Origin of the sequence: Paracidovorax cattleyae (assembly GCF_900104515.1) — a bacterium.
In the GTDB taxonomy this organism is placed as follows: Bacteria; Pseudomonadota; Gammaproteobacteria; order Burkholderiales; family Burkholderiaceae_C; genus Paracidovorax; species Paracidovorax cattleyae.
Genome location: NZ_FNJL01000021.1, coordinates 66,545 through 83,480, shown reverse-complemented (window position 1 = coordinate 83,480; position 16,936 = coordinate 66,545). Strand labels below are relative to the sequence as shown.

At 66.2% G+C, this 16,936-nt stretch carries 16 protein-coding genes and 1 tRNA gene; 7 read left to right on the top strand and 10 right to left on the bottom strand.

Translation table 11 applies throughout. The annotated features are described in order from the left end of the window. Window positions 1-17 precede the first annotated feature (17 nt). From BLR05_RS17065 to BLR05_RS17050, 4 genes are all read left to right on the top strand, one after another. A complete protein-coding gene (locus BLR05_RS17065; protein ID WP_092836363.1) occupies window positions 18-734 on the top strand; it encodes a response regulator in 717 nt (238 codons plus the stop codon). Window positions 735-818: 84 nt separating this feature from the next. Beyond that, a tRNA-Phe gene (locus tag BLR05_RS17060) sits at window positions 819-894 on the top strand. Window positions 895-1,065: 171 nt separating this feature from the next. Further along, window positions 1,066-2,151, top strand: coding sequence for a tyrosine-type recombinase/integrase (locus BLR05_RS17055; protein ID WP_244160122.1), 1,086 nt, complete (start codon window positions 1,066-1,068; stop codon window positions 2,149-2,151). Beyond that, on the top strand, window positions 2,111-2,365 hold the full coding sequence (locus tag BLR05_RS17050; RefSeq protein ID WP_092836361.1) for a DUF2274 domain-containing protein: 255 nt from the start codon (window positions 2,111-2,113) through the stop codon (window positions 2,363-2,365). The genes BLR05_RS17055 and BLR05_RS17050 overlap by 41 nt, the downstream gene beginning before the upstream one ends. Window positions 2,366-2,395: 30 nt before the next feature. On the opposite strand, the gene BLR05_RS17045 is transcribed toward BLR05_RS17050, so the two are convergent. After that, entirely contained in the window at window positions 2,396-3,970 is a 1,575-nt protein-coding gene (locus BLR05_RS17045; protein WP_143015945.1) for a hypothetical protein, read from the bottom strand. A 68-nt stretch (window positions 3,971-4,038) separates the two neighbouring features. Here BLR05_RS17045 and BLR05_RS27245 point away from each other — a divergent pair, with 68 nt between their 5' ends. The 3 genes from BLR05_RS27245 to BLR05_RS17030 are packed head-to-tail and all read left to right on the top strand — an operon-like array spanning window position 4,039 to window position 5,334. Beyond that, window positions 4,039-4,767 (top strand): hypothetical protein, encoded by a 729-nt coding sequence (locus tag BLR05_RS27245; RefSeq protein ID WP_092836357.1) that lies wholly within the window; start codon window positions 4,039-4,041, stop codon window positions 4,765-4,767. Further along, window positions 4,757-5,080, top strand: a complete 324-nt coding sequence (locus BLR05_RS17035; RefSeq protein ID WP_092836355.1) for a hypothetical protein — start codon at window positions 4,757-4,759, stop codon at window positions 5,078-5,080. Before BLR05_RS27245 ends, BLR05_RS17035 begins: the two co-directional genes overlap by 11 nt. Further along, window positions 5,077-5,334 carry a hypothetical protein gene (locus BLR05_RS17030; RefSeq protein WP_092836353.1) on the top strand — a complete coding sequence of 86 codons (258 nt, stop codon included), beginning with the start codon at window positions 5,077-5,079 and terminating at the stop codon, window positions 5,332-5,334. Before BLR05_RS17035 ends, BLR05_RS17030 begins: the two co-directional genes overlap by 4 nt. 61 nt (window positions 5,335-5,395) lie before the next feature. Here BLR05_RS17030 and BLR05_RS17025 read toward each other — a convergent pair whose 3' ends face one another. From BLR05_RS17025 to BLR05_RS16985, 9 genes are all read right to left on the bottom strand, one after another. After that, the gene (locus BLR05_RS17025; protein ID WP_092836350.1) at window positions 5,396-6,241 is read right to left on the bottom strand and encodes a nucleotidyl transferase AbiEii/AbiGii toxin family protein; all 846 of its coding nucleotides are present in this window, start codon (window positions 6,239-6,241) and stop codon (window positions 5,396-5,398) included. Further along, on the bottom strand, window positions 6,238-6,849 hold the full coding sequence (locus BLR05_RS17020; protein WP_092836345.1) for a type IV toxin-antitoxin system AbiEi family antitoxin domain-containing protein: 612 nt from the start codon (window positions 6,847-6,849) through the stop codon (window positions 6,238-6,240). The genes BLR05_RS17025 and BLR05_RS17020 overlap by 4 nt, the downstream gene beginning before the upstream one ends. Window positions 6,850-7,111: 262 nt before the next feature. Continuing rightward, window positions 7,112-8,323 (bottom strand): MFS transporter, encoded by a 1,212-nt coding sequence (locus BLR05_RS17015; protein WP_377777390.1) that lies wholly within the window; start codon window positions 8,321-8,323, stop codon window positions 7,112-7,114. A gap of 242 nt (window positions 8,324-8,565) precedes the next feature. Continuing rightward, window positions 8,566-9,930, bottom strand: a complete 1,365-nt coding sequence (locus BLR05_RS17010) for a type II toxin-antitoxin system HipA family toxin (protein ID WP_167361283.1) — start codon at window positions 9,928-9,930, stop codon at window positions 8,566-8,568. Between the two features lie 5 nt (window positions 9,931-9,935). Then, the gene (locus BLR05_RS17005) at window positions 9,936-10,208 is read right to left on the bottom strand and encodes a helix-turn-helix domain-containing protein (RefSeq protein WP_092836340.1); all 273 of its coding nucleotides are present in this window, start codon (window positions 10,206-10,208) and stop codon (window positions 9,936-9,938) included. A gap of 114 nt (window positions 10,209-10,322) precedes the next feature. After that, a complete protein-coding gene (locus BLR05_RS17000; RefSeq protein WP_092836338.1) occupies window positions 10,323-11,438 on the bottom strand; it encodes a catalase family protein in 1,116 nt (371 codons plus the stop codon). Window positions 11,439-11,478: 40 nt separating this feature from the next. Continuing rightward, window positions 11,479-13,809, bottom strand: a complete 2,331-nt coding sequence (locus BLR05_RS16995) for an FdhF/YdeP family oxidoreductase (RefSeq protein ID WP_092836336.1) — start codon at window positions 13,807-13,809, stop codon at window positions 11,479-11,481. A 232-nt stretch (window positions 13,810-14,041) separates the two neighbouring features. Then, window positions 14,042-15,574 carry a superoxide dismutase family protein gene (locus tag BLR05_RS16990; RefSeq protein ID WP_092836334.1) on the bottom strand — a complete coding sequence of 511 codons (1,533 nt, stop codon included), beginning with the start codon at window positions 15,572-15,574 and terminating at the stop codon, window positions 14,042-14,044. Between the two features lie 42 nt (window positions 15,575-15,616). Beyond that, window positions 15,617-16,891, bottom strand: a complete 1,275-nt coding sequence (locus tag BLR05_RS16985; RefSeq protein WP_092836330.1) for a PQQ-dependent sugar dehydrogenase — start codon at window positions 16,889-16,891, stop codon at window positions 15,617-15,619. Window positions 16,892-16,936 lie beyond the last annotated feature (45 nt).

Sequence of the window (16,936 nt, the reverse complement as noted above, 5' to 3'; positions counted from 1 at the left end):
CTGCAGCATCCCTACCCATGGCAAACATATTGGTGGTTGACGACGAACTCGGTATCCGCGATTTGCTGTCCGAAATCCTGAACGACGAAGGACACAGCGTGGATCTGGCCGAGAACGCCACCCAGGCCCGGGCCGCCCGGTCGGCGAACGCCTACGACCTGGTCCTGCTCGACATCTGGATGCCCGATACCGACGGTGTCTCCCTGCTCAAGGAATGGGCGACCGCCGGGGCGCTGACCATGCCCGTCATCATGATGAGCGGGCACGCCACCATCGACACCGCGGTGGAGGCCACGCGCATCGGGGCATTCTCGTTCCTCGAGAAACCGATCACGCTGCAGAAGCTGCTCAAGGCCGTGGAGCAGGGACTGGCCCGCACGGTGCCCGCGCCCGCGGCGGCCGCACCGGCCGCGGCGCCTGCGCTGTCCGCGACGCCGGCGTCGGCCGCTGCTGCCGCCTCTGCATCCGATGCTTCCCAGGCCCCCACGTCGGCCAATGCGGGAGGACCGGGGCTCGCCTCCAGCGGCCCCAGTGCCCACCAGGGGTTCGACCTCGACCGCCCGCTGCGCGAGGCGCGCGACGGCTTCGAGAAAGCGTATTTCGAGTTTCACCTGGCGCGCGAAGGCGGCTCCATGACCCGCGTGGCCGAGAAGACGGGGCTGGAGCGCACCCACCTGTACCGCAAGCTGCGGCAGCTGGGCGTGGACCTGGGGCGCAGCAAGCGCAGCCAGTGACCGGGAGGGCACGGACGACGATTTTTCAGAAAATTCGTGGCCTGGGTTCCAGGGGCGTTTTTTCTGGCTATAATTCAAGGCTCAGGCCCGGTAGCTCAGTTGGTAGAGCAGCGGATTGAAAATCCGCGTGTCGATGGTTCGATTCCGTCCCAGGCCACCATCTTCCTTTCTCAGACGATCCCAAGTCAGCCCAAAAGTCCTTGTAAATCAAGGGCTTAGCCTGAAAAGGCGGCTCAAGCGGTATCGCTGAATCCCACAAAGTCCTGTTTTTGCGTGTACCCAACGGTGTACCCCAGACTGCTTTTCAACCGCAGTCGATTTTGGGTACACCATGGGGCAACTCAACGAGCTTCAGATCAAGGCGGCGGCGCCGCGTGACAAGGAATATTTGCTGGCGGACGGCGACGGTCTCTACCTTCGCGTGCGGCCGACCGGCAAGGTGTGGGTCTATCGTTACAAGCAGCACGGCAAGGAGGCCAAGCTCAGCATCGGGCACTACCCGGTGGTGACGCTTGCGGCGGCGCGAAAGAAGGCGCGTGCCGAAGCCGAGAAGCGCGCCGACGGCGTCGATCCCCGCGAGGCGCGGCGCGTGGAGGAGGAGCGCGATCGCGTTGCCCACCTCAATACCTTTGAGCGGACGGTCCGCGCCTGGCATGCCCAGGCGAAGAAGGACCGCGAATGGTCGGCCAGCTATGCCGAGAGGGTGATGCGCCACCTGGAGCTGCACATCTTCCCGTGGATCGGGGCGCTGGCCATGGAAACCATCGTGCCGACCGAGGTGGTCCGCTGCCTGCACCGCATCAAGGAACGCGGCAATCTGGAAACGGCGCAGCGCGTGCGTGAAGCGGTGCAGCATGTATTCCAGTACGCCGTCGACGTGGGCACGCTGGATCCGGCCAGGAACTTCGTGAACAACCGCACCGGCGGCCTGCCGCCGCCGCGAGCCCGCCACTATGCGGCCATCACGGATCCGCAGAAGCTCGGCCAGTTGCTTCGCGACATACGTGCCTACAACGGCAACGTCATCACGAGCGCGGCCTTGCAGTTGTCGCCCTTGCTCTTCCAGCGGCCTGGACAGCTGCGGCTGGCGCATTGGGAGGATGTGGATCTGGACCAGGCGGTGTGGCGTTGTCCGCCCGAGAAGATGAAACTGCGGGAATGGAAGAAGCGTGACATACGCACCCCGGCTCACCTCGTGCCGCTGCCGACGCAGGCGGTCGAGATCCTGCGCGACATCCATCCGCTGACCGGCCCCAGTGGGCCGATCTTCCGCCGCATGGCCAAGCGCTCCGAGAAGACGCGCTACATGAGCGACAACACGGTGAACAGCGCGCTGCGCACGTTAGGCTATGACACGAAGGAGCAGATCACAGGCCATGGCTTCCGCGCCACGGCGCGGACCACTACCGAAGACTGAGACCGTCAAGCTGACCTTTACGTGCTCGGCCAGTTTGAAGAACGACCTCGACCGCTACGCAGCATTGCATGCCCAGACATATGGTGAAAGCGTCGACGCATTGGCGCTGATTCCGCACATGCTGGAGGCGTTCATGGCAAGGGATCGCGGGTTCAACGCTCATTCGTCCAAAAAACCTGCTGCGTCTCTAGCTGTGGCGAAACCGCTATCGTGACTCGATAGTGGCGCCTGGTCACAAGCGCCTCTATCGGCGATTGCGTCGCTTCGACGACTGGGATGCCTTTGCCTTCCGTTTGTCCTTTTTCCTGTCCCGTTTCGGCGATTGCGTCGACGACCTTCCCGGCTCCGAGAGCGGACGCAGGGAAGGAAATTCTGTCGCATAGCCGTTGTGGGTTGTCAGTCCACTGCCGAGTATTCCGAACTCCCTCCGGAATTTCTCGACCTCTGCTCTTTGCTCAGATGTGTATTCATCGCACGTGAATACGATGACGTCTTCGGACGACATGTCATAGTCTTTGGCGGGATGATCGAGGCCGAGGCCGATGAATGTGTTGGCCTTCGGGAACTTGAGCTTGGCGCTGCGACAGTACAGATACAGCATTGCCACCCGGGCCCTTCTGTATTCGTCGTCGGTCTCGGTCTGGAGTTTGGGTGTGACGAGAAAGATGTAGACGAGGTCCGGCTGCTCGTGCGTTGTGAACAGGCGTGCCCGCCGCTTCTTGGGCTCCTTGGCGGCTGCGGCCAGCATCTCGACCAGCGCCTCGGTGAGGAGGTGACGGCGAAATCGCGGTTCGGCTGCCATCAGCCGCAATCCCTGCTCTGTCTCGTGGTTGGGCTGATTGACCTCCTTGTGAACGAGCCTCGGGTCGCCCAATCGAATGAGCCGTTCGAGCATCTCGTCCCATGCGCGGCTGCGTTCGTCCTGAAGTTTCTTTTCCACATATTCGGGCCGCTTCTTGAGGCCGGAGTAGTGCGAATCGTCATACATGACGAGGTCAGGTCTCTCGGGGCCGATGCCGTCGGGCAGAAAGTCGTGTTCGCTATCGTCCCCCTGTGAAATATAGACCGCCATCAACTGCTCTTCACCGGTGGCCATCACCGTCATCGACGCATCGCTTAAGAAAGCCTCTCTTGCGACAAGGTACTGCACGAAGTCAGTGATGGTGTCGACCTCATCCATCACCACTTCCAGAGAGAACTCGTCGAGCACGTGCACGAAGTGCTTGGAGCGGTCCAGCACTCCGATGGTGAACGCAGCCTGCTCGTGGGTGCGGCCTTCGATGCTGCTGTTGATCTGGAGAGTGCCAAGGCCGTCAGCGAATGCCTTCAAGCAAGCTTGCCGGCTACCGCGCGTCACCGCGACCAAGTGGTAGCGCGCACGCTCGGCAGCCGGCAGCACTATTGGCAACGGCCGCTTGCAAGCAGCGTCCAGAAAGATGCGGTCGGGGCAGCGCCTAAGCCAGCTCATGGCGCCATGCAACTGCTTCGCTGATTCGGTCACGGCGCGCTTGAACCACCGCGGCCAGGCGATCTTCAGGTCCTTGTCTTCCTGGAACGCGATGTGCTTGTCGGAGAAAATGATGACGTCATCGCCAAAAACCACGAGCACGTCGGCAAATTCTTTAGCACTGCCCTTGCCTTCATGCATGTCCTGTGCCGTATGCAGGTTCGCGTGCGCCCAGAGACTGAGGAATGATTTGCGGCACAAGCGCATCAGGAGCCGCTCGGACTCATTGACACCCTCGGCACTCGAAAGGTCGAACACGCCGGGGAAAGGAGGAGGGCTGCGATCGTTCTCTAGTGGCATGGGCGTCATCATGCCGGCATCTTCCTGGACACCAATGCGAAGCACGACAAAATCGGCCGACGTGCACATAGGAGCAGGAGATGAAGCGCAGCGAACTGTATGTGAAGGTCTGGGCGAAGCCGATGACTCAGTTGGCGGCCGAACTGGGCATTTCGGATGTAGGCTTGGCCAAGGCCTGCCGCCGTCATGCGGTGCCAGCCCCGCCTCGGGGCTATTGGGCCAAGCTCAAGGCGGGCCAAAAACCTGCGCAAACCCCGTTGCCCACGCCTGAGCTGGACGTTGTCGTGCATTTCGCGACGAACGATCCGGAGGAGCGAGAGCGACAGAAAGTCATGGAGCGCAAGCGCGCCGAAACGCTGAAGGAAGATGCCGCTGCCGCGGTGGTGAATGTCGCCGCCCAGTTTTCTGAGGTTCTGGATGATGCGCACCCGCTGGTCAAATCAACCCAGCGGTATTGCGACCGCATCCCCAAGCTGATCGTGCAGTACAAGCGTCGAGGCGTTAGCGCGTGGAGCTCGACGAAACAGGAGGACCGCCCGCCAAGCGACAACCATGGCAGATACAGCCTTCTTCATCACGGATTGCTGGACATCACGGCTTCGTTGGAAGCGATGGACTGGGTGCTGCGGTTTCACGCCTCGATCTTTCGAGGCCTTGTGGCTGGAGGCATGGCGATCGCCCGCCGTGAAGCGCCGACGGGGCGTCCGATCGGCCGATCTGAAGGTCCGGCCATCGAGGCTCGATTCAAGGGCGAGACTTTCACCATTCAATTCATCCCAGGGCTATCGGCGGGTCTACTTGGACTCTGACGAACTTGCGGAGAAGAGAAAAGAACACTCCTGGGCGCGCGACTACGAGAATCGACCTTCCGAAAAGCTCTCCTTCAGCATCTCGGGGACCGAATACCGTGCGAGCAAGACATGGCAAGGCACGCAAGAGAAGCTTCAGGGTCAGGTTGACGAGATCGTGCGGACCGCCTTCCAGTTGGTGCCACTGCAGGTGGAGTTGCGAAAGGAGCGTGAGGCCGCAGCCGCGGTTGCCAGGCGAGAGGAAGAGGCCCGCGCGTTGGAGCGCCGGCTGAAGGGGGCAGGTCAGAGCAGCTCAAGCAAGCGTTCCTTATGATGGAGGCTGACGAGCGTGTTCGGCGCCTGAAGGACTTTCTGGCGCAACTCGAGCAGATGGCCGACGGGCTTCGACCTCCCTACGATGAGCGAGCCAAGGTCTGGGTGCAGGTGGTCGCGAAGGAACTGGCCGCCAGAAATCCGATGGAGGAGATCTTGCAGCGCTGCCTGTCTGTCCCGTCGTGGAGTACGTGGCCGCCAGACTGGTGGCCGGCGGAGCCAGATGCTCACTCTTCATCCGACGCATCAACTTGATCTAGCGGTCGCGTCGGGCCTGGATCAAGGGGGGGGCGTTGTGTGAGCTTGGCTGGAAGCGTCAGAAGACGCCGCACTTCTCGAACTCTTCTCGCAGCCGTGTCAAAACATCCGCCAGATCTATGGCTTCAAGTCGGTTCTTCCTCAAGAATGCCGCCCATTGCGTCCTCTTCGCCCCGTCGTCAGAGAAGCTATCGCTCAATCCGGTAGGAAGGCTGCTGGGCATCGCGAGTTTCCGACGCTCGAACGTGGCCGCAATGGCACGCTGCAGTTCGGTGATGTCCAGGGTCCCCTCGGTCATCAGCACCCAGAGATCGAAGTAGTCCTTCATTCGGGTATTGGCCATGCCCAGCAGGCAGACAGCATGGAACTTCTCGGCCACAACGGTGTACTTGGGATAGCTGCGCAACTGTGGGGCGGGCAAGTCATCGAGTAGCACAGGGTAGCTGACGGCTTCCGGCGCGGGAGTCACTGCATCGCCGAATCCGATGTCCACCTGCAGGGCGATGCGCGCGCCGTCCAGCGTCGCTCTCAGGTCGACCCGTACGCCGCCGTAGCCGGCTTCCTTGCGGATGACGGTCCCTTGCACCGAGGCAGCATCGAAGATGATCCCATCCTCCGCCGCGATCTGGCAGATATCATGGAAGGCTTTCACCGCCGATTCGACGTCGTCTGGACCGAACCCCAACAGATCGGCGTCGCGGGTGGGCCGATGCGGCTGGTCGTACCAGAGCGAGAACAGCAGTGCTCCCTTGAGCAGGTAGTTGGAGGCATGGGGCGAGATGGACAACCGGTACAGCAGACGCTCAAGGCCATAGTGGGTGAGCGTCAGGTTGAAGTCCTGCTTCTTGGCATCCGCATGCTGCTTCAAGCGTGCTCGGACCGAGGCTGCGATGTTGCGGCTCACGTGGTGACGCTTTCGAGGTAGGGGCGCATCACATTGGATACGCGGTCGATCGTGGCGTAGTGCCAGAGCGCGTCAACTGTCGCCTTGCGCTGTGCCAATCCCTCGCGCAACGCTTCCAGCGCCACGTCCAGGCCGATCTTGTTGCGAAACTTGAAGCAGTCGGCAATGGTCTTGGCAGCGTTGAAGACAGGGACGCTGACGCCATCGATCTGCATGGGCTCGATGCCTTCGGACAGGGCAGGGCCAGACATGCGGATGGCGCGCAGCGCAGGCTGGTCGAGCTTGGGTGTTGGTGAGTTGCGGGGGATTGCGATCCACACTTCGAACGGCGCTTGCGTGCCGATCCCATGGACGCGCAGCGCCGACAGCAGGCAGACGACGCCCTGCGGCACGCGAAGGGTTGCTTCTGCAAGAGAGCGGTGCTCGCTGAGTGTGCGCCCCGGCAGGCTGTAGACGCCCCGGGCAATTCGTTCGAGTCGGCCTGCGGCGACCAGTCTGGTGAGCGTCATCGTTGGGAGGCCGTGCTCTGCCAGATCGCGCGCGCGCAGGAGTGGCCGTTGCTTGGCCAGCGCGAGGACGGCTTGTTCGAGAGTCGCAACAGATGCCATGCTGAAGTCTGTTGCTTTTGCTAGTTACTTGTCAATAAAAGATGAAAATATGCAACGCGGCCGCCGCATTCAGTCCAGCGAAGTGGGATAATTTGCGGAAGCGACGAGGTTCCAAACCGGAATCGAATCGCTGCTACTGGTCTGGTGTACCCAGCGGCGTACCCAGGAACCAGGACAGTCAGGGAAAAGTGAGTGTTGGTGCGGGTTGCAGAGGTTTTTTCGAAGCAGTCCCAGGCCACCAAAACGCAAAGCCCCTGATCTTTCACGAGGTCAGGGGCTTTTTGCTTGGCAGCAACGGCGACCGCGGCAGAAGCGTGAACGCCGTCGACGCCGCCGCCAGCATGCCGGCGATGCAGAGCATCACCGCCTGATAAGGGTCATGGCCGTGGTGCTGTGCCCAGGCGGCCAGCAGCCCGGTCAGCCACTGCATCAGCGCCACCCCGAGGAACATCGACATGGTGTAGAGCGACAGCGCACGGCCCGTCATCTGGGCCGGGTAGGACGAGCGCACGTCGGCGTACTGGAGCACGCTGTAGCCCGACAGCAGACCCATTGCGAAGATCAGCACGACCGTGGCCGCGGCCTGGTGCAGGAACGCCATCAGCAGGAAGAAGGCCCCCATGAGCAGCGAGAAGAAGGTGATCCACCGGCGGCGGCGCTGCGCACCCGGGTCCAGGCGGCCGAAGAGCGCGGGAACGAACAGGGCGATCAGCGACAGCACCAGGGCCACGTTGCCACTCTCGACCAGCGAGAAACCGAACCGGCCCATCAGCAGCGGCCCCAGCCACAGGCCGCGCAGCGTCAGGAAGGCGGCATAGCAGCACATGCCGAGGATCAGGATGCCCCAGGTGTGCGGCATGCGGAACAGGTCTGCGAACCGGCTCGCCGCCTGCCCCCAGGATTCTTTCGGCCGGTCGTTGGCGTGGGATTGCGGCAGTTCCGGTTCATGCACGCGCAGGTAGATCAGCAGCCAGGACAGCAGCGAGAGCGCCGCCAGCACCCCGAATCCCAGCCGCCAGCCGCCGTGCTGCACGAGCCAGGCCAGGGGCGTGCCCGTGAAGATCAGGCCCAGGCCGCCCACGCCCATGCCCACGCCCGAGAAGAACGCGAAACGCTGGGCCGGAAAGTGCCGGGAAATGAAGACGGTGCAGGCCAGGAACGCCGGCGAGCAGCCCACGCCGATCAGCAGTTGCCCCAGCATCAGCCAGCCGTAGCTCGGCGCAGCGGCGGACACCGCCGCGCCGATCACCGCCAGGGGGAAGGCCACCAGCACCGTGCGGCGCAGGCCGTACAGGTCCATGCCGATGCCCATGAGCAGCTGGGCCACGCCGAACGACAGGCCGAACAGGCCGGCGAACGCACCCAGCGAATCGGGCGAGATGCCGAAGTCGGCCTGCAGGCCCGTGGCGATGATGCTCGTTACCGTGCGGAAGGCCTGGCTCAGCGCGAAGCCCGACAGCAGGCACAGGAACATGGCCCACAGGGCGCGGGAGGGCGGAGCGGGGTCTGCCGCAGGCTCTGCAGGACGGGTGGAGGGGGCGGGCACGGCGAAGGGGGATGGGCGGACGGCGGTGGAGGCGGGCCGGCCTCCTTGAGTGGGATTCTCGCCGGCTTGTGCAGGGTTTGCAGGCCGGCGGAAAAGCCCGAGCCCAGCGAATCCGCGCCCGGTTGGCGGTCACGGTGCGGACATGCGTGGGACCGCCATCGAACATTCATTCATGGTGCTCCATCCTGGCTGGCCAATCGGTGCGCAGCATTCTGCAAGCCGTCCAGGATGCTGCCAGCCAACTGCTCGGGAAATTCCATAGGCAGTTTTGCCCGCACCGCCGCGATCACCTGGGGCGTGCGCGCGGCCAGGTCATCGAGGATGAACGCAACCTCCCGGCCGTCGTCTGTCACGATGCCATGGCGGGCTCCCAGGGCCAGCCAGTTCCGGCGCAGGATGTCGCGCATCTTCCAGTGCGCATTCTTCGAGCGCACCGCCATGGCCATCCGGGCCTTGAACGGTGAGAGCTTTCCGGGCCCCTCACCGAGCACCGGCCAGGCCGACAGCACGTCGTAGAGCGGGGTGAGCTGGTACCGCCCGCCAGGCCTCTGGTGCAGGCTGAAATTCTTGGCGTGGCCGTCCGTGGCGCAGAGCATCCAGAACAGCACCTGCGCCTGGAAGAAGGTTCGGCGGTCATGCTCTCGCGTCACCGAACCTGCCAGTAGGTCCAGGATGCGGTCCATGCCCGGGCCGCCATCGGCTTCGTACCTGGCATCGGGATGCGTGCCGGTGGCCTGGCACATGTCCTCCTGGGGAAGCCGGACGAGGCGGCGATCGCCCGCAGGGCTGTTCCACCATGCCCGGTCGAAGCGTTCGACCGCCAGGGCCTTCATGTCCTCGAACTGCAGGAGTTCACACACCGCCACGGGCAGACCGAATTCGCGCAGGATCAGCGAGCACAGCCACTCGTTCTCGACGGAGTCGCGCATGTCGATCCTCAGGCCACCGATCAGTCCCAGGGGCAGTTTGAGGATGTGCGTGGTCGGCGTGCTTGCGCGGGGCAGGTGCCATTGCCCGTCGTGGTGGAGCAGTGCGGTCTTTTCCTGGGCCCCTGCGATGGAGATCCGGAAACCGTCGTCGCTGCCCACCATGCCCAGGATGTTCGTGGCCGTGGTGCCGCGCAAGATCTGCGCGACCTGTGATTCGCTCAGGGGCTCTGCCCGCAGGGGGACGATGCCCGCCGAGGCTCGGCCCGCAGGCAGGATTTCCAGCGCACCCACGCAATCGCGGCCGACCTCTGCCAACAGGTCGAAAGCGTCGGTGGTGCCGGTCCGGTAGCGCCGGGCGATCCGCTCGCGGATGTCCCTGCTGTCGGGCAGCAGATTCTCGAAGTAGGTACGGACCTGGGGGCCGCGATGCGGCGCATTGCCCGGGGTGAAAGGCAGGGACAGAGACAGCGCTCGCCCTTGCTCCGACCGGGTCCACGCGGTGTCGTACTGCAGGGTGTCAGGCGCGTTCGGAGACAGGTGCCAGGTGCCGACGAATGCACCGTTCATCCAGAGATCCAGAGAGCGCTTGTGCGAACGGCGACCCATGGCGTTCACCAATTCGGGGTGTCGTCCACCACCTGCCGCGACTCCGGACTCGGGGACGGTGCGGAATTGTCGAGCACCATCTCCACGCCCAAAACGCTCAATAGCTGCAACAACCGTGCTGCACCCATGTTCCCGGCATTGCGCTCCAGTGCGGAATACGTTTGCTGAGTGACACCCAGGCGCAAGGCCACATCGCTTTGCGTCAGCCCACTCTGCTTGCGGAAGGCCTGGAGCAGGGCGGGCAACTGATCTGCCGTGCGTACCGTGAATCCGGGCATACAAACCCTAGGCTGTATTTAGAATTTACATATTATAAGCAGTAAACTGGAATTACAGCTTTTGACCTGTAAATTGCTTTTCTTTCAGGGACGCCCGTGCACGGCACGGCACCGTCATTCCGAGGCCGATTTGTCCTCCTCCTCGCCCCGGATCTCCCCCGCGTTGAACGCCTGCCGGTACCGTGCCGCCGCCGGATACGCCGCGCGGCGCACGCGCATGATCGAGCCCAGGGGGCGGTGCGCGGCCAGGCCGCGCCAGGGGCTGAAGGACAGGCGGTCGTCTTCCTGCGGGCCGTGCTCCGGGTCCCAGGTTGCCTGGGCGGGCACATGGACGCGCGCGACGGCCACGTAGGGTGACAGGTCCTGCGGCCATTCCACGGAGGCGTCCTCCAGCGGCATCTTCTCGATGTCCACGCACAGTTGCACGCGCAGCTCCCAGGTGCCGCCGTGGGTGCGCAGGGTGCCCGACACCGCATCGCGCAGTGCGTGCGGGCTGGCGGAGAGGTCCATGGGCGCTTCCTTGAGGGCCGCGATCTCCGGCGATACGGGGGCCAGGCAGAGTTTGGCCATGTAGGGGCCGAACAGCAGCGGCACCTGCGTGAAATAGGTTTCCCCCAGCGGATGGGTGGCCGGGTGCCCGCCCATGGCCTTGAGGGTCGCGCTTTCGCCGCCGGCCTGCTCGACGAGGCTCTCCAGCCCGCGCAGCGCGGCCGAGAGGATCTTCTTGGCCTGCGGTGCCTTGTCGGTGGTGGCGGCCAGGAGTTTGAGGCTGCGCAGGAACTGCTTCGCCGTGGCCGCGGTGAAGACAGGCCCGTTGACCATGAGGAAGTCCTGCTCGGCGAGGCCGTCGGCCGGATCCAGCCGGGGGCCGTCCGCGCCCAGCACCTTGAGCGCCAGGCCGCGCGGCGTGGATACGCCGTCGTCCAGCAGGTCGCCCGGCGTGCTGGAGATGCGCATCACGACATCGTGCGTGCCGGGCCGTGCGAACAGGCCCTGCGCGAGCGGCGGCAGCAGGGGCAGCACTTCCAGGGTGCCGTGCAGGATGCCGTGGGACTTGGCGTGCACGCTGCGGTAGGCACGGCCTTCGTCCCGGGCGACGGTCTCGCTGATGCGGCGCATGGCCGCCAGCAGTTCCGCGTTGGTCTGCGCCTCGTCCTCTTCGGGCACCTCGTAGTCCGGGCGGTAGGGCAGGGGATGAGACGGCGGCGGCGTGGGGGTGGATTGGGGCATGGCGGCCTCGCGGAAAAGGTGTGGGGAAGAAACGTTGGGTTCAGGCGTGGGCCGGAGGCATGAGGGCGCTCGCCGGTGCCTGCTCGACGCGGACCGGAATGCACTTGGATGCGGGAACGTGGCTCTTGTCCGCGTGGTGGCCCAGCGGCACGAGCAGGTTGCATTCCGGGAAGTAGCCCGCCACGGAGCCGGCCGGCAGGTCGAAGGGCACGGCCTGGAGGCCCGAGAGCCGGCGCGAATGCCCGTCGTCCACGGCGGTCGTCACGTGCACGGCGTCGCCCTGCGCGAGGCCGCGGCGGGCCATGTCGTCAGGGTGCATCAGCAGCACGTTGCGCGTGCCATGGATGTTGCGGAAGCGGTCATCCAGGCTGTAGACGGTGGTGTTGAACTGGTCCTCGCTGCGCAGGGTCATGAGGTTCAGTACGTCGGCCTCCTGCTCCGCGCCGGCATCGGCAGGGGGCACCACGAAGCAGGCCTTGCCGCCGGGGGTCTTCCAGTTCCGCTCACGGGCGGCGTTGGGCTTGGGCAGTCCCCCGGGCTCGCGCAACCGGTGGTGGAAGTTCCGGAAGATGTCCGGCCAGGTGGCTTCGATGGCGGTGCGCACGAGCGTGTAGTCGCCCGTCCAGGCCTCCCAGGGAACGTGGGGATTCCCGGGCAGCGTGGCCCGGGCGATGCCCGCGACGATCGCCGCCTCGGAGCGCAGCGTGGGCGCGGCGGGGTCGGCGACGCCGCGCGACGGGTGGATCACGCCCATGGAATCCTCGATCGACACCGTCTGCGGACCGGTCGCCTGCGTGTCCACCTCGATGCGGCCGAGGCAGGGAAGCAGGTAGGTGTCCTGTGCGGGAACGACGTGGGTGTGGTTGAGGCGCGTGGCCACGTGCACGGCGAGCCGCAGGCGGCCCCAGTCCGCTTCCAGCCGGCGCGTGTCGGGCACGGCGCGCACGAAGTTGCCGCCCAGGCCGATGAAGGCGCGCACCGAGCCGTTGATGATGCCCTCGCAGGTCGCGATCGTGTCGCGGCCCTTGTGGCGCGGGGGCTCGAAGCGGTAGAGCCCGGCGAGGCGGTCCAGGGGCGCGAGTTCGGGCTTTTCCGTGATGCCGACGGTGCGCTGGCCCTGCACGTTGGAGTGGCCGCGCACCGGGCAGATGCCCGCGCCCGGCTTGCCGATGTTGCCGCGCAGCAGCAGCAGGTTGCTGACCATCTGCACGTTGGCGACGCCGTGGCGGTGCTGGGTCAGGCCCATGCCGTACACGGCGATCACCGTGCCGGCCTGCGCATAGGTCTGCGCGGCCTGCGAGAGCGCGGCGCGCGAGAGGCCGCTGTCCCGTTCGATGTCGTCCCAGCGGCTCGCGCGCATCGCGGCGGCGAACGCGTCGATGCCCTGCGTGTGCTGCGCGATGAAGTCCGCATCCAGCACCCGGATGGCACCGTGCATCTGCGCCTCGTCGTCGGCCTCGATGAGCCATTTGCACAGGCCCGTGAGGGCGGCGAGGTCGCCCCCGTTGCGCACCTGCAGGTACTGGGTGCTGATCGCCGTGTCCTTCGGCGTGAGCATGTCCACGGGCGACTGCGGGTTGGCGAAATGCAGGAGCCCTGGCTCCTTGATCGGGTTGAACGTCACCACGGGCATGCCGCGCTCGCGCGCTTCCTGCAGCGGATGGAGCATGCGCGGGCTGTTGGTGCCCACGTTCTGGCCGAAGAAGAAGATGGCCCCGGCGTGCCCGAAATCCTCCAGCCGCACGGTGCCCACCGGCACGCCGATGGTTTCCGGCAGCGCCACCGAGGTGCTCTCGTGGCACATGTTGGAGCTGTCGGGCAGGTTGTTGTTGCCGTACAGCCGGGCCAGCAACTGGTACATGTAGCTGGTTTCGAGCGAGGCGTGTCCGGAGGCGTAGAAGATGGCCGTGTCCGGGTCTTCGGCGCGCAGTTCCTTCAGCGCACGGCCGATGCCGGCGAAGGCTTCGTCCCAGGTCACGGCGACGTACCGGTCCTGCGCGGCGTCGTAGCGCAGCGGCTCGGTCAGGCGGCCTGCGCTTTCGAGGTCGAGGTCGGACCACTGCCGCAGTTCAGACAGCGTGTGGCGTGCGAAGAAGTCCGGGCCTGCGCGCTTGTCCGTGAGCTCCCACGCCGTCGCCTTGGCACCGTTGTCGCAGAACTCCGCGGCACGCGGCCTGGCCGGTTTGCCCCAGGCGCATCCTGTGCAGGCGAAGCCGTCGGCCTTGTTCTGGTGCCGCAGGGCATTGAGCGTGGTGAGCGGTGCGCCTTCCTTGAGGACGCTGACGGCGACGGCCTTCATCGACCCCCAGCCGCCAGCGGCGTGCGGATAGGGCGGTATGGGATCGGTAGGGGAGACGGCACGGGAACTCATCGCGCCTCCCTGGCCGGAGCACTGCCCGCCGTGTGGCGGACAAAAAGGGAGGAGGCGTGATGGAGGCGCATGCGGGCCACGGCGGTGTGAAGGGGTGCTCCACTGTGCGCGTGGCGGTCCGGCCGCAGGCGTCAGCCGGACCGTGGCGGCGGAGTAGGAGGCCATGCCGAGCTCGGCAGGGGCCCCACCGGAAACCGTTGCGTCGTTCTGTACGCGCCCGGCCCGGATGGCCTCAGCGCGGCAGGGCGATGCGCAGCACGTCGAAAGGCAGCTGCGGAGGCGGCGCCTTCTGCCTGTCGAGCTGCCCGTTCACCACCAGCAGTGCGGAGCCGTGCAGGGCGGCCGTGGTCGGGTACTTCAGCCGCGGATCACGCAGGCGTTGCACGATGCGGCCGCTGCCCCAGTCGCTGGTGAGGGCGACACGCACCAGTTCGTTGTTCGCGTTGCGCATGACGTAGAGATCGCCGGGGCCTGCGAGCACGAGCCCGTCCCCGTTGCGCAGGTCGCCGCCTTCGAGGCGGACTTCGGCCACGTCGCGCGTGCCGGTATCGATGCGCCAGAGCTGGCCGGTCGCATGCTGCACGGCGAGCAGGCGGTGGCCGTCCGCGGAGGCCACGATGCCGTTCAGGTTCATCTGGTTCGGCTGGTAGCGGATCGGCGTGTTGCGCAGATCGAGCCATGGTTCCAGCGCGGCGGGCGCACCGGGTGCCGTGGCGATGCGCCAGAGCACGGGCCGGAAGGAGTCGGTGACGTACGCATGCTGGGGCGCGAGCGCGATGTCGTTGAGGAACGCCTGTCCGTCCTTCGGCCCTTCGATGACGGCGAGCGTCGCGGCGCTCTGCAGGTCCACCACGGCCACGGTGTCGGTGGCGCCGCCCGCCACCCACAGGCGGCCATTGCCGTCCACCTTCATGCCCAGGGCGGCCTGGCGGCCCGGCGAGCCGCCGAGCTGGAAGCGCTCGGCCTTCTGCGTGCCCCGTGCGATGCGGTAGAGGTGGCCTTCGGTGCTGGAGCCGACATAGGCGATGCCCGTGCGCGGATCGACGGCGATGCCTTCGGGATAGGCGTTGGCGCCTTCGAGGGTGGCGCGTCCCTGCACCATGCTGGGCGCGGCCGGCTCGATCAGGCCGCAGGCCAGGCGGCTGCCGGAGTTGCCGGCCGGGTCGCTGGCGTAGTCGTCCTGCTTCTCGTGGACGATGAGGGTGCGCCCGAGCACCGAGGTCTTGCCCGCGAGCAGGGTCACGTGCGGGTTGGTGAACCGCAGCGATCCCCTGCCGTCTGCGCCCACCTGGATGTTGGGCGCCTCGCCCGCGTGCGCCTCGTACGGCGACTGGCCCGGGCGGCCGTGGTTGCGCGTCGTGTAGGGATCGAAATGGCCGCCCGCGGCACCGAAATCGACGACGCGCCCCGTGGCGGCATCGGGCCCGGGAGCGCACTCGCCGTTCGCGTGGATGTGGAAACCGTGCAGGCCCGGGGCCATGTCCTGCACCTCGATCGCGATCTCCACGCCGCCGCCCTGCGGCAGTTGCGTGAGCAGGGCACGGCCGGCCGGGGCGCCTGCGGCGGTTTTCAACGCCACGACGGCCGAGGTCGCATCGGGCGCGCCCATGTCGGTCGCCGTGCCGTCGCTGCCGGGGATGCCGATGGCGTTCTGCGCGGTGGGCATGTCGTAGTTCTGCAGGGCGGCGCAGCCACCGAGCAGCAGGGCGGCGGCGCCCGTGGCGCAGGCACCGGCGAGGGAGGAGAGGCGGAAGGGATGGTTCATGGCGGCACGCAGGGAATGTGGGGAAGGAGCGAAGTCCGCCGGTCAGCGGTTGCCGTGGCTGATGCGGTAGATCACGCCGTTCTGGTCCTCGGCGAGCAGCAGGGCGCCGTCGCGCGCCTGGGCGAGGCCTGCGAGGCGGCCGAACTGCGCGGGCCGGCGGGCCTTGTCCTGCTCCGCGGGCGCTGCAGCGGGGCCGGGCTGCGATGCCACCGCGGCGGGCGTGGACATGAGCCAGCCCGTGGCGAATTCCTCCGTGCCGGTGGGGCGGCCGTCGGCGTCGAAGCGCACCCGCACCACGTTGTAGCCGCTGGGCTGCGAGCGGTTCCACGAGCCGCGGAAGGCGACGAAGGCATCGCCGCGGTACTGCTGCGGGAACTGCTCGCCCGTGTAGAAGACGAAGCCGATCGGCGCGGCATGGGCGGTGTACTGCAGCAGCGGTGCTTCGGTCGTGGGGCAGAAATCCGCCTTGGTGGTGTTCGGCGGTTCGTTGACCTGGAACTTCGTCACCTGCCGGTCGCCCCAGCAGTAGGGCCAGCCGTAGTGCTTGTTGGGGAGGATGGCATTGAGTTCTTCGGGCGGCGTGTCGTCGCCCTGGAAGTCGGAGCCGTGGTCGAAGCCGTAGAGCACGCCGGTGCGCGGATGCCAGCCGAAGCCGATGGTGTTGCGCAGCCCCTGCGCCACCACTTCGCGGCCCGAGCCGTCCGGGCGCATGCGCAGCATCGTGGCCGATTCCCCGTTGGTCTCGCGGCAGTTGTTGCAGGTGGAGCCCACGGTGAGGTACAGCCAGCCGTCGGGCCCGAAGGCGATGGTGCGGTTGGGGTGCTGGCCGGCATCGGGCAGGTCGTCGGCGAGGATGCGCGGGGCCGAGAGCGTGCCGTCCGGCTGCACGTCGGCCACCATGAGCTTCTTGTCGGTCACGAGGTACAGCTTGCCGTCACGCAGCGCAAGGCCGTGTGCGTACTTCGCGTTCTGCAGCACCACCTTCTGCTGGTCCGCGCGGCCGTCGCCATCGCTGTCGCGCAGCCACAGCACGTCGCCCTGCTCGCGGCGGCTGGCGTACACGTCGCCATTGGGCGCGACGGCCAGCCAGCGCACGTTGTTCAGGTCCCTGGCGAACACCGACACCTTGAAGCCGGCGGGCACGCGCAGCTGCCCGAGCAGCGACTCATCGAAGCGCACGGGCGTGGGTTCGAGCACGCCGCCCGTCACGGGGGTGGGGCCATCGCCGGGCGGGAGCTGCGCCTGCGCGGCGAGGCTGCAGGCGGCGAGGGACAACAGGGTGGCGGCGGCACGGAGCGGGAATGCAGGGAAGGGCATGGATCGGCTCGCTGGTGGGCCCAACGATGGGTGGGCGGGTGGAAT